Consider the following 14,874-nt stretch of genomic DNA (forward strand, 5'->3'; position numbering starts at 1 on the left):
GGACTTTTCATGAATATCAAGACAGCCCTGAGCCGTATCGTCGATCACCTCGACCTCAGCACCGATGAGATGCGCGATGTGATGCGCGAAATCATGACCGGGCAATGCACGGACGCACAGATCGGCGCGTTCATGATGGCCATGCGCATGAAGAGCGAAAGCATCGACGAGATCGTCGGCGCCGTGTCGGTCATGCGCGAGCTGGCGGACAAGGTCGAACTCAAGACCCTCGACGGCGTTGTCGATGTGGTCGGTACCGGCGGTGACGGTGCCAATATTTTCAACGTATCGACCGCTTCCTCGTTCGTGGTTGCTGCGGCCGGTTGCACCGTGGCCAAGCACGGTAACCGTGCGGTCTCGGGCAAAAGCGGCAGTGCCGATCTGCTGGAGGCGGCCGGTATCTACCTGAACCTGACGCCGGTACAAGTAGCGCGTTGTATCGACAACGTCGGCATCGGTTTCATGTTTGCCCAGACCCACCACAGTGCCATGAAGTATGCCGCCGGCCCGCGCAAGGATCTTGGCCTGCGTACGCTGTTCAACATGCTCGGCCCGCTTACGAATCCGGCCGGCGTAAAGCATCAAGTAGTCGGCGTGTTCAGCCAGGCGTTGTGCCGGCCATTGGCCGAAGTTTTGCAACGTCTGGGCAGCAAGCACGTGCTGGTGGTGCACTCGAAGGATGGCCTGGACGAATTCAGTCTGGCGGCACCCACCTTTGTCGCGGAATTGAAAAACGACCAGATCACCGAGTATTGGGTCGAGCCAGAAGATCTGGGCATGAAAAGCCAAAGTTTGCACGGCTTGGCAGTGGACGGTCCGGTGGCTTCCCTTGAGTTGATTCGTGATGCCTTGGGCAAACGCAAGACCGAGAACGGTCAGAAGGCTGCGGAAATGATCATGCTCAATGCGGGCGCCGCGTTGTACGCCGCCGACCTGGCAAGCAGTTTGAAAGAGGGCGTCGCCCTGGCGCACGACGCGCTGCACACCGGCCTCGCTCGGGAAAAACTTGAGGAGTTGGGTGCTTTTACCGCGGTATTCAAAGTGGAGAATGAGGGATGAGTGTACCGACGGTTCTGGAAAACATTCTGGCCCGCAAAGTCGAAGAAGTCGCCGAGCGCCGCGCTCGTGTGAGCTTCGCCGAGCTGGAAAGTCTGGCCAAGGCGGCCGATGCACCCCGTGGTTTTGCCAAGGCATTGATCGAGCAGGCCAAGAAGAAACAACCTGCAGTCATTGCGGAAATCAAGAAAGCTTCACCGAGCAAAGGCGTGATTCGCGAGAACTTCGTTCCTGCCGACATCGCCAAGAGCTACGAGAAGGGCGGCGCCACTTGCCTGTCGGTGCTTACCGATATCGATTATTTCCAGGGCGCTGATGCGTATCTGCAACAGGCTCGTGCGGCGTGCGGTTTGCCAGTGATCCGTAAGGATTTCATGATTGATCCGTACCAGATCGTCGAAGCCCGTGCGCTGGGCGCCGATTGCGTGCTGTTGATCGTCTCCGCACTGGATGACGTGAAAATGGCCGAGCTGGCGGCCGTGGCCAAAAGTGTCGGCCTCGATGTGCTGGTGGAGGTTCACGACGGCGATGAGTTGGAGCGGGCCTTGAAAACCCTCGACACCCCGCTGGTGGGCGTCAATAACCGCAACCTGCACACTTTCGACGTCAGTCTGGAAACCACGCTTGATCTATTGCCGCGCATCCCCCGTGATCGTTTGGTGATTACCGAGAGTGGCATCCTCAATCGCGCCGATGTGGAGCTGATGGAAATCAGCGATGTGTATGCGTTCCTGGTCGGCGAGGCGTTCATGCGCGCCGAAAGCCCGGGCACTGAACTGCAGCGTCTGTTCTTTCCAGAGCGTGGAACTCCCGTCAGCGGCTCGACCCTGGACTGAACACTTCTTCGCAAGCAAGCCGATCCCCCTGTGGGAGTGGGCTTGCTCGCGAAGAGGCCATCAAATCCCCCAAAGACTTCATGTCTTACGGAATAGTCCATGACTCAACCTATCGCTCTGACCGTCGAAGCCGGCCTGCTCGCTGAACAGGATCTGCTCGCCCATGTGTGCACCGGTGATTCGGAGTTTGGTCTGCTGTTCTGGCAGCCCAGCGATCGGGCGCTAGTCATGCCGCGGCGGTTGAATCGTCTGCCTGGGTTCGAGGCCGCGTGCGAGGTATCGGCTGCGGCCGATTGGCCAGTGCTGTTGCGCGAAACCGGCGGTGAACCCGTGCCGCAATCGGCATCAACGATCAACATCGCGCTGGTCTACGCACCACCCCGAAGCGAAGGTGATCAAAACCGCATCGAAACCGCCTACCGCCGACTCTGCGACCCGATTTGTCAGTTGCTTGATGAGCTGGGCGGCGTTTCATCGTTGGGCGAAATTGACGGTGCGTTCTGCGACGGTCGTTTCAACGTCAACCTCGACGGCCGCAAGATGGTCGGTACGGCGCAGCGCTGGCGCCAGAGCAAGGGTGGATCGCGTCCGGTAGGCTTGGTGCACGGGGCGTTGTTGCTGGATAACGAGCGTGAGTCGATGGTTGCGGCGGTTAATCGCTTCAATGAAGCCTGTGGCCTGGCGCAGCGGGTTCGTGCCGAGAGCCACATCGCCCTGCATGAGAAGTTCACAGTGCCAGATGCGCTGGCTCGTCTTGATGCACTCTACCGGCAAATGCTGGCGCAGATGTTCAACGCTTAGCGCGTGCCGAACACCACCATGGTCTTGCCTTTGACGTCCACAAGGTTGCGTTCTTCCAGGTCCTTGAGCACTCGACCGACCATCTCACGTGAACAACCGACAATCCGCCCGATTTCCTGGCGGGTCACTTTGATCTGCATGCCATCGGGATGAGTCATGGCGTCTGGCTGCTTGCACAGTTCCAGCAGGCAGCGGGCAACGCGACCGGTCACGTCGAAAAACGCCAGGTCACCGACCTTGCGGGTGGTGTTGCGCAGGCGCTGTGCGATTTGTCCGCTAAGCACGTAAAGAATGTCTGGATCCTGCTGGGATAATTCGCGGAATTTCGCATAACTGATTTCCGCGACTTCACATTCGATCTTTGCGCGTACCCAGGCGCTGCGTTCCTGTTCCAGGCCGGCTTGTTCAAACAGGCCCAACTCGCCGAAAAAATCCCCGGAGTTCAGGTAGGCAATGATCATTTCACGGCCGTCGTCATCCTCGATCAGGATGGTGACCGAACCTTTGATGATGAAGAACAGCGTGTCCGAGCGGTCGCCGGCACAAATGATGTTGCTCTTGGCCAGATAGCGACGGCGCTGGCAATGCATCAACAGCTTGTCGAGGTTTTTGATTTTGGGGGGGGGGGCAATAGCAACCATGGTTGTATCCCGAAAAGACTGCACGGTGTGTGTGATTTTTTTGTAGGATCTGGCGGAAGTTCGAAGCGCGATCTGACGATTTTTTGGTCGCCGCTTTTGTTCGCCATCAGGCTGGCTATGCGCCATCGAATTGGCGCCAGCTTAACAGACACTTCCTGCAATATTCGAGAATTTACCTACGCCGCAGATGGATATGTCCTAGGAAGGCGAAGCGCTGTCATTCCGGGGCCTTGTGCTAAGCTGGCGACCCTTTTTTAGACAGTGGAGTCTTGGCGATGAAGGCACGCATCCAATGGGCTGGCGAAGCCATGTTCCTCGGCGAATCCGGCAGCGGCCATGTTGTGGTCATGGACGGTCCGCCTGAGTCCGGCGGTCGCAACCTGGGTGTCCGGCCGATGGAAATGCTCCTGCTGGGTGTTGGCGGTTGCAGCAATTTCGATGTGGTCAGCATCCTCAAGAAGTCCCGTCAGGTGGTCGAAAGCTGCGAGGCTTTTCTCGAAGCCGAGCGCGCGACGGAAGACCCGAAGGTTTTCACCAAGATCCACATGCACTTCGTGGTCAAGGGCCGGGGCTTGAAAGAAGCCCAGGTCAAACGCGCCATCGAACTGTCCGCCGAGAAGTACTGCTCGGCTTCGATCATGCTCGGCGCAGCAGGTGTGGAGATTACCCACGACTACGAGATCATCGAGCTCGGTTGAATCGATCACGAGATCAATTCAACCGAGCTAGCTGCCCTCTGAGCAACATGCCCAGCTAAGATTTTCGAGCACAAAAAAGGCGATTACTTTGCAGTAATCGCCTTTTTTAATGCGTTCTGTCTGTAGGCCGAGGTGTTGCCTTCGTGAGCAGGCTCGCCCCCACAGGTCAGATCCGGTAAGTACTCTTGGTCATCACTTTAGCCATCAGACTCATACCGAACTTCACCGGTGCCGGGAAGCGGAAGCCGCCAGCCTCCAGCGCGCTTTCGGCGTGGTGCTCTTCATCTATGCGCATCTGCTCAAGAATCGCCCGGGACTTCTCGTCCTCGGCAGGCAGCTGCTCAAGGTGTTCATTCAGGTGTTTGCACACCTGATGCTCAGTGGCAGCAACGAAACCCAGGCTGACTTTGTCGCTGATCAACCCGGCCACCGCGCCAATCCCGAACGACATGCCGTAGAACAGCGGATTGAGAATGCTGGTGTGGCTGCCTAACTGTTTTATGCGTTGTTCGCACCAGACCAGATGATCGATTTCTTCTTCGGCAGCATGTTCCATGGCGGCGCGCACTTGCGGCAGCTTGGCCGTGAGGGCCTGCCCCTGGTACAGCGCCTGGGCGCAGACTTCACCGGTATGGTTGATGCGCATCAGACCGGCGACGTGCCGGGTGTCTTCATCGCTCATTTGCGCATCCGGCTGCACGATAGCGGGCGAAGGACGGTACGGCTGGCCACTGAAGGGCAGCAAAGTACGCATCGCAGCATCGGCTTGCAGCAGAAGGCGGTCAATCGGCGAGTAGTGACGTTGGGTAGTCATGCTGACCTCCGGGAAGAATCTCGGCGGCCAGTTTAACCCAATCGACCGGGGAAGGTTTGCGTTGGGTCATTGCGACGCAGGTACTTGTGGGAGCAGGGTTGCCCGCCCCCCACAGGTTTTACTGCTATCAGCCCGGCGGCCAATGCATTTGGCGCTGACCCAGTACATGCATGTGAATGTGATAAACGGTCTGCCCACCCAATGGATTGCAGTTCATGACCACCCGGAAACCTTCGTCACAGCCCAGTTCTAGAGCCAGACGCTGGGCGGTGAACAGGATATGCCCGGCCAGTGCCTTGTCGTCTTCGGTCAGGTCATTAAGTGTGCGCACCGCTTTTTTCGGGATCACCAGAAAATGTACCGGTGCCTGTGGGGCGATGTCGTGGAAGGCCAGAACCTGGTCGTCCTCGTAAATGATTTTCGCCGGGATTTCCCGGTTGATGATCTTGGTGAACAGAGTATCCACAGCTGTTTTCTCCGTTGTTTGGGCTGGCCCGAGTGTAACCATGGGTTGTGCCTGAGCACAGCCTTTTACCTTGAAGGGTGATCAGCGCGGGCAGCAGGCCTTGTTGACCATGCCTGCGATTGTCCGTGTCAGCCAGCGCGAACCGAGCCGCGGCAAGAAGGCGCGCCAGCGGTTGCGTCGGCCGGGAATGATAATGGCGCGATTTTTCTCCAGCGCCCGCACGGTATAGAGCGCGACTTCCTCCGGGCTCATCAGCATTTTGCTGTCGAGCAGTTTGTCGGTGGCCAATTGAGCGGTGCGCATAAACGCGGTGCGGGTAGGGCCGGGGCAGAGCACCGATACCTTGACCGCGCATTTCTTCAACTCGACACGCAGGCCCTCGGAAAAGTGCAGCACATAAGCCTTGCTGGCGTAGTACGTGCTCATCCACGGACCGGGATGGAATGCCGCCACCGAGGCGACATTCAAAATTTGCCCGCCACCCTGCAACGCCATGCTGTTGCCGATAGCGTGGCACAGACGGGTGAGGGCGAGGATGTTCACTTCGATCAGGTCTTGCTCGGTCATCCAGTCCTGAGCCAGGAAAGGGCCGCAGGTGCCGATGCCGGCGCAGTTGACCAGCAGATCGATCTGCCGGTCACCTTCTTCCAGTTCCAGCAGAAATCCGGACAGCCGCAACGGCTCGCCCAGATCACAGGCACGGAACAACACTTCCACGCCAAAACGTTGAGTCAGTTCAATCGCAATACTTTCCAGCTGATCACGTTGTCGGGCCACCAGAATCAGGCTGCGGCCGCGCCGGGCCAGCGCTTCGGCCATGGCCAGGCCGATGCCGCTGGAGGCGCCAGTGATCAGAGCGTAACGGGTCATGCAGTTCTCCATCGCAACAGCTCCGCGCCGGCGACGCAGGTGTCACGGGCGGGGAGCGCTGTTCATTCTTTCGCAGAGTCTACAGGGGGCAGGGCTTCTTCGGCTGCATCGTCAGCTGAATTTGGCGCCTCCTCAGCCTCGGCGGCTGGCTCTACTTCGACTTCCTCGGTGGTCACGGAGCCACTTTCATAGCTGGTTTCGGCAGCGCTTTCGTACTCTTCCTGGATTGCTGTGATGCCTCCGGCCAGCGCACTGATCACGACGATGGCGATAAACACTATCCACAGTGAAGACAACACCTTGACCGCTGTGCTGTTGGGCGGAGGTGGCGCACCATACTGATTGGCTACGGTGTTGCCCGGCACCACCATGATGACGAACGGGAAGAAACTGCCCACGAATGGCACAAGGTTCAGCAGCCAGAGCCAGCCGGACCAACCGATGTCGTGCAGACGCTGGACGCTGAACTGGATACTGACGAACGCGAGTGCTACCACGAGGATAAAAACCAGTAGGCCGCCGAGAATCAGGCCTGCGGTCGAGTCCGTACTGATAAGCGCCAAGCCGAAAACGGCAAGCACTGAGCCAACGGCAAGCGTCACCAGCGTCAGGGACATCGTCCAGGCCAGAAAACGCAAGCGGCCGATCCGGCCCTCGAAACTGAACGCCTTGAGCGGGGCGAATTCCGGTAACGCTTCGCCGACAGCAGCGCGCGGCGTTGCGTACGGTGACTGCGGGTCAGATGTTAGCGGGGCGCTCGGGGGAACATGCTGGTGAACATCAGACCGGCTCAACTCGATCGATGGCTCGGACTCGATTCGGGCATCGATGCCGGTTTTTATCAGCGCCTGAAGGTAGGTCTGCGCGTCTGCTTGTGACAGGTCGCGCTTGAGCGTAACCGTCTGACCGCTGAACAGTCGTTCGACGCCAGCTACATCGCTTTTATACAGGGCGGCGAGATTGAGCTTGGCGGTGGTGATGTCGACACCTGGTCGCAGAGCGCCGTCGAATACGATCTTGAAACGGTTGTCGCTCATTGCGAGGCATCCTTGTCGCGAGTGCTTGAATAGGGAGTGTTACAGGCCTTGAGTGTAAGGCCAGCCCGAGAAGGACTGGCCAAGTTTTCCTGTCAGCGCGGCCAGCGCTTGGGTAGCTCTGCCGCCAGTTCCAGCGCTTTGCGGTATTCGGCATCGAGGCGAGCGATCAACTGATCGACACTCGGCAGGTCATCGATTTCCCCGACACCCTGGCCTGCGGACCACACGGTTTTCCAGGCTTTGGCTTCATCGCTCAACGGCTTGAGTTTGGAGCCGAAGTTCACTTCACCTTTGCCCTGCAGCGCCGCCATGTCGAAACCGGCAGCCTCCAGGCTTTGGCGCATGAAACTCGCAGGTACGCCCGACACCGCTGGAGTATGGACGATGTCCGCCGCTCTGGAAGTCAGCAACATTTCTTTGTAGGCGTCAGGCGCATGACTTTCAGTGGTGCCGATAAATCGCGTACCGAAGTAGGCCAAATCAGCACCGAGCAATTGCGCGGCGAGAATCTCATGACCATGGTTCAGGCAGCCGGCCAGCAGCAAGGTTTTGTCGAAGAACTGGCGGATCTCGGCAATCAACGAGAACGGGCTCCAGGTACCGGCGTGTCCACCGGCGCCCGCGGCCACGGCGATCAAACCGTCCACACCCGCCTCGGCGGCTTTCTCGGCATGCCGACGAGTCGTCACGTCATGGAACACCAGGCCGCCATAGCTGTGGACTGCGTCGACCAGTTCTTTCACGGCGCCGAGGCTGGTGATCACGATCGGCACTTTGTGCTCGATGCAGATCGCAAGGTCCGCTTGCAACCGCGGGTTGCTGTTGTGGACGATCAGGTTCACCGCGTAAGGCGCCGGGTTCTCCAGTGTCGCCAGGCCTGCTTCGATCTCTTCCAGCCAGGCCTTGAAACCGCTGCTCTCGCGCTGGTTCAGCGCGGGGAAGCTACCCACCACACCATTGCGGCAGCAGGCGAGTACCAACTGAGGATTGGAAATCAGGAACATCGGCGCTGCCACCACAGGTAGACGCAAACGTTGTTCGAGCAAAGCGGGCAGCGACATTGGAAGTACCCCGGTGAGTTGAGCTTATTGGAGTTAGAACGGCCGAACGACGACCAGAATTACGATAGCCAGCAATATCAGAACCGGCACCTCATTGAACCAGCGATAAAAGACATGGCTGCGGGTGTTTTCGCCACGGGCAAAACGTTTCACCTGGGCGCCGCACATATGGTGGTAGCCGATCAGAATGACGACCAGGGTCAACTTGGCGTGTATCCACGCGCCTTGACTGAAAATGCTGGGGTTGAGGTAGATCAGTGCAATACCGAAGATCAGGGTGGCGATCATCGCCGGGCCCATGATGCCCCGGTACAACTTGCGCTCCATGATGCTGAAACGTTCTTTGCTGACGGTGTCTTCGCTTTGAGCGTGATAGACGAACAGTCGCGGCAAGTAAAAAAGGCCGGCAAACCAGCAGACCATGCTGACGATGTGAAGCGCTTTGAGCCACAGATAAAGCATTTTTAGTTATTCCCAGGTTCACGGTAGCCCGAATAGTAGAGGCTTGACGCTCCGCACGTCACCTTGGCGGTTGTCGCAGGACGATACGGGCCCTATTATCGACGGCTTTCCAGTGGGTTCGTTGAGGGCAGGTTTATGGTCAAGGTCGGTATCGTCGGCGGCACGGGTTACACCGGTGTCGAACTGCTGCGTCTGTTGGCACAGCATCCGCAAGCTGAAGTGGTAGTGATCACTTCCCGATCCGAGGCCGGTCTGGCCGTGGCTGATATGTACCCGAACCTGCGCGGCCATTACGACGGACTGGCTTTCAGCGTTCCGGATATCAAGACGCTTGGCGCCTGCGATGTGGTGTTTTTCGCCACGCCGCACGGTGTTGCTCATGCCCTGGCCGGCGAGTTGTTGGCGGCCGGGACCAAAGTCATCGACCTGTCGGCGGACTTCCGCCTGCAAGACGCCGATGAGTGGGCCAAGTGGTACGGCCAGCCTCACGGCGCACCGGAATTGCTGGAAGAGGCGGTCTACGGCTTGCCGGAAGTCAATCGCGAGCAGATCAAACAGGCTCGCCTGATCGCCGTGCCGGGTTGCTATCCGACCGCGACGCAATTGGGTTTCCTGCCATTGCTCGAAGCGGGTCTGGCGGATACTTCGCGTTTGATCGCTGACTGCAAATCTGGCGTCAGCGGTGCCGGTCGTGGCGCTTCTGTAGGTTCGCTGTACTCCGAGACGTCGGAAAGCATGAAGGCGTACGCCGTCAAAGGTCATCGTCACTTGCCGGAAATCCGCCAGGGTCTGCGTCGCGCAGCGGGCAAGGACGTTGGGCTGACCTTCGTTCCGCACCTGACGCCAATGATTCGCGGCATTCACTCGACGCTCTACGCGACCGTCGTGGATCGTTCGGTGGATCTGCAGGCGCTGTTTGAAAAGCGCTATGCCGATGAACCGTTCGTCGATGTCATGCCGGCTGGCAGCCATCCGGAAACCCGCAGTGTGCGCGGTGCCAATGTTTGCCGTATTGCCGTGCATCGTCCTCAGGATGGTGACCTTGTGGTGGTGTTGTCGGTGATCGACAACCTGGTCAAGGGTGCGTCGGGTCAGGCGGTGCAGAACCTGAACATCCTGTTCGGGCTGGATGAGCGCCTGGGCCTGTCCCACGCGGGCATGCTGCCGTAAAGCGTTAGCCCGTTCAGAAAAAAGGCCCGTCTGACGGGCCTTTTTGCATTCCAGACCGGTAATCGGGTTTATTGATATACCGTAACAATAGTTGACCGCTTTTCTAGGAGAAGCGGATAATGCGCGTCATCACGCATTATGGCGGCGTAACGCCGGGAGATAGTCAGCATGAGCGTCGAATCCTTCACCCCCACGGCTTTGCAATTCACCCACGGTGCCGCGCACAAGGTGAAGAGCCTGGTCGATGAAGAGGGGAATGATCGCTTGAAGCTGCGCGTATTCGTTACGGGCGGCGGTTGTTCAGGTTTTCAGTACGGCTTCACCTTCGATGAAGAAGTGGCCGATGACGACACCATCGTCGAGCGCGAAGGTGTGAGTCTGGTCGTAGACCCGATGAGCTTCCAGTACCTGGCAGGTGCCGAGGTGGATTATCAGGAAGGTCTGGAAGGTTCGCGCTTCGTCATCAAGAACCCGAACGCCAGCACCACGTGTGGCTGCGGCTCTTCGTTCTCGATCTGATCGCGCTTTACCGCTTCACTAAACGCCGCGCGGCTTCAGAGCCTTGCGGCGTTTTGCTGTCCGTAATTCGGCATGGACAATCAGGCGGGGTAGATGGCGCCGAGAACGCGCAAGCCGCGGGCGCCGGTGACGCTCGGGCGATTGGCCGCGATGCCTTCCAGGCAGCAATGGGCCAGCCACGCGAAGGCCATGGCTTCGACCCAGTCCGGATCTACATCGTAAGCTGCGGTGCTGCTGACTTTCGCGTTCGGTAGCAAACCGGCCAAACGGTTCATCAGCGTGGCGTTGTGCGCGCCGCCGCCGCAGACCAGCAATTCCTGGGTGTCCGATTGGGCGCTTTGCAGGGACTCGATGATGGTCAGTGCGGTCAGCTCAAGCAGCGTTGCCTGCACGTCTTCGGTGGCGAAGGTTGGCAACTGTGACAGGTGTTGAGTCAGCCACGGAAGATTGAACACTTCTCGGCCGGTGCTCTTGGGGCCCTTGGTCGCAAAGAATGGATCGCTGAGCAGATCTTTCAACAGCAAGGGTTCGACTTTGCCGCTGGCAGCCCATTGGCCGTCACGATCAAAGTTGTCGCCGCGTTGCTGGTGTATCCACGCATCCAGCAGAACATTCCCCGGGCCACAGTCGAAACCGGCTACAGGTTTACCGGGCTCGATCAGGCTGAGATTGCTGAAGCCGCCGACGTTCAGCACGGCTCGGTTACCGGCCCGCTCTTCAAACAAGGCTTCGTGAAAGGCTGGTACCAGTGGTGCTCCCTGACCGCCAGCAGCAACATCGCGACTGCGGAAGTCGCCGACCACGGTGATACCGGTCAGCTCAGTGAGCAGGGCGGGGTTGCCGATCTGTACCGTGAACCCGCGCGCCGGTTCGTGGCGAATGGTCTGGCCGTGGCTGCCGATCGCACGAATGTCCGCGGGTTTCAGGTTTTGTTGAGCAAGAAGCGTGTGAATACCCTGTGCCGCAAGTTTCACCCAGCTCTGTTGAGCGATAGCCGAGCGGGCAATCTCGTCCGGGCCGCTGGCGCACAAGCCAAGCAGCTCGGCGCGCAGGGATTCGGGCATGGGGATGTAATGCGTGGCGATCAGTTTGATCGCCGGGGCTAGCTCGATCAGCGCAATGTCCAGGCCATCGAGGCTGGTCCCGGACATCACGCCTATATAGAGCGCCATGGGTTAGCGCTTCGAAGCCAGCATGGTGGATTTTTCTTGGTCCATTCGCGCCATCAATGGCTGGCTCTGCGCGAGGAAGCGTGCGCGCTCGCCTTTGGAGATCGGATCGGCCATCGCCACTTTCTGGCCCAGTGGGTCGACGTGTACGCCATTGACCTGGAACTCATAATGCAGGTGCGGGCCGGTGGAGAGGCCGGTTGTGCCGATATAACCGATCACCTGACCTTGCTTGACGCTACCGCCAGTTTTGACGCCCTTGGCGAAGCCTTGCATGTGGCCATACAGCGTACGGTAGGTGTTGCCGTGCTGGATGATCACAGTGTTGCCGTAACCGCCACGGCGACCGGCCAGTAATACTTTGCCGTCACCGGCAGCCTTGATCGGCGTGCCACGCGGCGCTGCATAGTCGACGCCTTTGTGGGCGCGGATCTTGTTCAGGATCGGGTGCTTGCGACCCATGGAAAACTTGGAGCTGATGCGGGCGAAGTCTACCGGGGTGCGGATGAACGCCTTGCGCATGCTGTTGCCATCAGCGGTGTAGTAGCTGCTGTTGCCTTGTTTGTTGGTGTAACGCACGGCGGTATAGGTTTTGCCGCGGTTGGTAAAGCGCGCGGAAAGGATCGGCCCATTGCCGACAGCCTTGCCGTTGACGACTTTCTGCTCGTAGATCACGTCGAACTCGTCACCCTGGCGAATATCCTGGGCGAAGTCGACGTCGTAGCCAAACACGCTGGCCATGTCCATGGTCAAGCTGTGGGACAAGCCGGCACGTGCAGCGGACTGCGAGAGCGAGCTATTGATCACGCCATGAGCGTAGGCGGAGCGCACGGTGGGTTTGGCGGTAATGCGATTGAATGCATAACCCTTGTCGTTCTTGGTCAGGGAGATGCTTTCGAGGTCGTTGACCTTACTGCGCAGGTTGGTCAGCTGGCCATCGGGGCTCAATTCGAATTCGAGTTTCTGGCCATGTTTGAGTTGGCTGAACTGCTTGGCTTGCTTGTCGCTGGCCAGCACTTCATGCACTGAAGTGGCAGGAAGGCCGACTTTCTCAAACAGAGTGGAGAGCGTGTCACCTTTGGCGACGATCACTTCCCTGTGGTTTGGAGCCTTCTTTTGTTCGGCAGGTGCAACAGGCGCGGGCGCGGGGGCAGATGCTGTCTCGGCGGTTTCCTGAGTCTCCTCGGCGCTGTTTTCGATCTGCGCGAAAGGGGACGCGGCTGGTTCATTTGTGGCTTGGACGGCTTCAGCAGCGTCTTGATCTTGTGTCAGTTGTTCTGCAGGGCTTTCCAGTTCAAGACTCAATGTCGTCTTTTTGGCTTCAACATCACTGGAAGGGAATACCAGAAGCGCCAGGCTCAGAAGGGCGGCGATGCCGCTTGCTGCGAGCAGGTGGGTCTTCGGGTAAAGCGGCGGCGCTTTAGACGATTCTTTGGTCATAGGTAATTTTTGACTTTGAAAAAGATGAATTGGAAAAGATGAATGACATGATGAAGATGAAATAACTGTATAAAATATAACCAAATCATCTCTGAAGCAAGTCCGCGAACGTTCTGTCCGTGGATTGGCGTCCGTGCGCCGGGCAAAACTTGTATTTGACGCGCGATCTTGTATGGTTGGTTCCCTTTGAATTCGAGCCTTGCGGGTCTGTTATGAAGTCGGTTGAAGAGCAGCTAGCGCTGATCAAACGTGGTGCGGAAGAACTGTTGGTCGAGTCCGAGCTGATCGAAAAGCTCAAGCGTGGCCAGCCGCTACGTATTAAGGCAGGCTTCGATCCGACCGCGCCGGATTTGCACCTGGGTCACACCGTGCTTATTAATAAGCTGCGCCAGTTCCAGGAGCTAGGGCATCAGGTCATCTTCCTTATAGGTGACTTCACCGGGATGATCGGCGATCCGAGCGGCAAGAGCGCTACGCGTCCTCCGCTCACCCGTGAACAGGTTCTCGAGAATGCCGAGACCTACAAGACTCAAGTCTTCAAGATTCTTGATCCGGCCAAGACCGAGGTGGCTTTCAACTCCACCTGGATGGATCAGATGGGGCCGGCCGACTTCATTCGCCTGACCTCTCAGTACACCGTAGCTCGCATGCTCGAGCGCGACGATTTCGATAAGCGCTACACGACCAATCAGCCAATCGCTATTCACGAGTTCCTCTATCCGCTGGTTCAAGGGTATGACTCGGTCGCTTTGCGCGCGGATGTCGAGCTGGGCGGTACCGATCAGAAGTTCAATCTGCTGATGGGGCGTGAGCTTCAGCGTAGTTATGGTCAGGAGGCTCAGTGCATTCTGACAATGCCGTTGCTCGAAGGTCTGGATGGTGTGAAGAAGATGTCCAAGTCCTTGGGCAACTACGTCGGTATTCAGGAAGCGCCGGGTGTCATGTACGGCAAGCTGGTTTCCATTCCGGATGTGCTGATGTGGCGTTACTTCGAACTGCTCAGCTTCCGTTCCATGGATGAAATCAATGCATTCCGTGCTGATGTTGAGGCAGGTGCAAACCCTCGCGACATCAAGATCAAGCTGGCTGAAGAGATCGTTGCACGTTTCCATGGTGAAGAGGCTGCGGCCAATGCTCATCGTGCAGCGGGTAACCGTATGAAGGAAGGCGAGTTGCCGGATGATCTTCCAGAGATCGAATTGACTGCTGCCGAAGATATGCCGATCGCTGCCGTCCTCAATAAAGCCGGGTTGGTGAAGAACTCGGCTGTTGCGCGGGATCTTCTGGGTTCGGGTGGTGTGCGTATTGATGGTGAGGTTGTCGACCGCACCTTTATATACGTACTGGGTGCGACCCATATTTGCCAGGCGGGGAAGAAGGCATTTGCGCGTATTACGCTCAAATCCGAATAAATCTGAAATCAGGGGTTGACGGCAGATTCTGGAAGTCTATAATTCGCCCCACTTCCGGCGCAGTCGAAACGGAAAACTCCTTGGTAAACAAAGAGTTACGCAGTTTTCGGCAGTGAGTTGCTTCAGGTCATCGAAGCCCAGAAGGAGTTGAAAGAGTAGGGTTGTTTGACTCTTTTAACGATTCGATCTTCTCGGTCGAAAGCGGTGTAAAAGAGGTGTTGACAGCAGCGAGTAACGCTGTAGAATTCGCCTCCCGCTAACGAGAGATCGGAAGCGCAAGTGGTTGAAGTTGCAGAGGAAACTTTGAAAACTTCGGAAAATAACCGCTTGACAGCAACAGAGGCTGCTGTAGAATGCGCGCCTCGGTTGAGACGAAAGATCTTAACCAACCGCTCTTTAACAACTGAATCAAGCAATTCGTG

At 57.9% G+C, this 14,874-nt stretch carries 16 protein-coding genes and 1 pseudogene; 7 read left to right on the top strand and 10 right to left on the bottom strand.

What is annotated here, in order from left to right; genetic code table 11:
* The first annotated feature begins 9 nt into the window (after nt 1-9).
* The 3 genes from trpD to FQ185_RS05130 all read left to right on the top strand — a co-directional run bounded on the left by trpD (nt 10) and on the right by FQ185_RS05130 (nt 2,693).
* Nucleotides 10-1,059: an anthranilate phosphoribosyltransferase gene (gene trpD / locus FQ185_RS05120; protein WP_149416551.1), complete on the top strand. Its 1,050-nt coding sequence runs from the start codon at nt 10-12 to the stop codon at nt 1,057-1,059.
* The gene (trpC, locus tag FQ185_RS05125; RefSeq protein WP_149416552.1) at nt 1,056-1,892 is read left to right on the top strand and encodes an indole-3-glycerol phosphate synthase TrpC; all 837 of its coding nucleotides are present in this window, start codon (nt 1,056-1,058) and stop codon (nt 1,890-1,892) included. Before trpD ends, trpC begins: the two co-directional genes overlap by 4 nt.
* Before the next feature lie 99 nt (nt 1,893-1,991).
* Entirely contained in the window at nt 1,992-2,693 is a 702-nt protein-coding gene (locus FQ185_RS05130) for a lipoate--protein ligase family protein (protein ID WP_149416553.1), read from the top strand.
* On the opposite strand, the gene crp is transcribed toward FQ185_RS05130, so the two are convergent.
* Nucleotides 2,690-3,334, bottom strand: coding sequence for a cAMP-activated global transcriptional regulator CRP (crp, locus tag FQ185_RS05135; protein WP_149416554.1), 645 nt, complete (start codon nt 3,332-3,334; stop codon nt 2,690-2,692). The genes FQ185_RS05130 and crp overlap by 4 nt on opposite strands.
* A 275-nt stretch (nt 3,335-3,609) precedes the next feature.
* Here crp and FQ185_RS05140 point away from each other — a divergent pair, with 275 nt between their 5' ends.
* Nucleotides 3,610-4,032: an OsmC family protein gene (locus FQ185_RS05140; protein ID WP_149416555.1), complete on the top strand. Its 423-nt coding sequence runs from the start codon at nt 3,610-3,612 to the stop codon at nt 4,030-4,032.
* A gap of 166 nt (nt 4,033-4,198) precedes the next feature.
* Here the strand turns inward: FQ185_RS05140 and coq7 are convergent, their stop codons facing one another.
* The 6 genes from coq7 to hemJ form a co-directional block, all read right to left on the bottom strand.
* A complete protein-coding gene (coq7, locus tag FQ185_RS05145) occupies nt 4,199-4,846 on the bottom strand; it encodes a 2-polyprenyl-3-methyl-6-methoxy-1,4-benzoquinone monooxygenase (protein WP_008147238.1) in 648 nt (215 codons plus the stop codon).
* A gap of 127 nt (nt 4,847-4,973) precedes the next feature.
* A complete protein-coding gene (locus FQ185_RS05150) occupies nt 4,974-5,312 on the bottom strand; it encodes a histidine triad nucleotide-binding protein (protein WP_149416556.1) in 339 nt (112 codons plus the stop codon).
* Between the two features lie 81 nt (nt 5,313-5,393).
* Nucleotides 5,394-6,182, bottom strand: coding sequence for an SDR family oxidoreductase (locus tag FQ185_RS05155; RefSeq protein ID WP_149416557.1), 789 nt, complete (start codon nt 6,180-6,182; stop codon nt 5,394-5,396).
* Between the two features lie 62 nt (nt 6,183-6,244).
* A complete protein-coding gene (locus tag FQ185_RS05160; protein WP_149416558.1) occupies nt 6,245-7,219 on the bottom strand; it encodes a DUF805 domain-containing protein in 975 nt (324 codons plus the stop codon).
* Nucleotides 7,220-7,311: 92 nt separating this feature from the next.
* Nucleotides 7,312-8,280: a nitronate monooxygenase family protein gene (locus FQ185_RS05165; RefSeq protein WP_149416559.1), complete on the bottom strand. Its 969-nt coding sequence runs from the start codon at nt 8,278-8,280 to the stop codon at nt 7,312-7,314.
* 33 nt (nt 8,281-8,313) lie between these two features.
* Complete coding sequence (gene hemJ, locus FQ185_RS05170; RefSeq protein ID WP_054044111.1) at nt 8,314-8,742, bottom strand: protoporphyrinogen oxidase HemJ; 429 nt, start codon at nt 8,740-8,742, stop codon at nt 8,314-8,316.
* Between the two features lie 135 nt (nt 8,743-8,877).
* Here hemJ and argC point away from each other — a divergent pair, with 135 nt between their 5' ends.
* Both argC and erpA read left to right on the top strand, forming a co-directional pair.
* Nucleotides 8,878-9,912 (top strand): N-acetyl-gamma-glutamyl-phosphate reductase, encoded by a 1,035-nt coding sequence (argC, locus tag FQ185_RS05175; RefSeq protein WP_149416560.1) that lies wholly within the window; start codon nt 8,878-8,880, stop codon nt 9,910-9,912.
* Between the two features lie 168 nt (nt 9,913-10,080).
* Entirely contained in the window at nt 10,081-10,431 is a 351-nt protein-coding gene (gene erpA / locus FQ185_RS05180) for an iron-sulfur cluster insertion protein ErpA (protein WP_007947969.1), read from the top strand.
* A gap of 80 nt (nt 10,432-10,511) precedes the next feature.
* Here erpA and FQ185_RS05185 read toward each other — a convergent pair whose 3' ends face one another.
* Both FQ185_RS05185 and FQ185_RS05190 read right to left on the bottom strand, forming a co-directional pair.
* Entirely contained in the window at nt 10,512-11,603 is a 1,092-nt protein-coding gene (locus FQ185_RS05185) for an anhydro-N-acetylmuramic acid kinase (RefSeq protein ID WP_149416561.1), read from the bottom strand.
* A gap of 3 nt (nt 11,604-11,606) precedes the next feature.
* Entirely contained in the window at nt 11,607-13,040 is a 1,434-nt protein-coding gene (locus FQ185_RS05190; RefSeq protein ID WP_149416562.1) for a peptidoglycan DD-metalloendopeptidase family protein, read from the bottom strand.
* Between the two features lie 212 nt (nt 13,041-13,252).
* Here FQ185_RS05190 and tyrS point away from each other — a divergent pair, with 212 nt between their 5' ends.
* Nucleotides 13,253-14,452: a tyrosine--tRNA ligase gene (tyrS, locus tag FQ185_RS05200; protein WP_149416567.1), complete on the top strand. Its 1,200-nt coding sequence runs from the start codon at nt 13,253-13,255 to the stop codon at nt 14,450-14,452.
* A gap of 122 nt (nt 14,453-14,574) precedes the next feature.
* Here the strand turns inward: tyrS and FQ185_RS30335 are convergent.
* Nucleotides 14,575-14,874: pseudogene (locus tag FQ185_RS30335) on the bottom strand (hypothetical protein); the annotation flags it as partial.

The organism is Pseudomonas sp. ANT_H12B (genome assembly GCF_008369325.1).
Taxonomy (GTDB): Bacteria; Pseudomonadota; Gammaproteobacteria; order Pseudomonadales; family Pseudomonadaceae; genus Aquipseudomonas.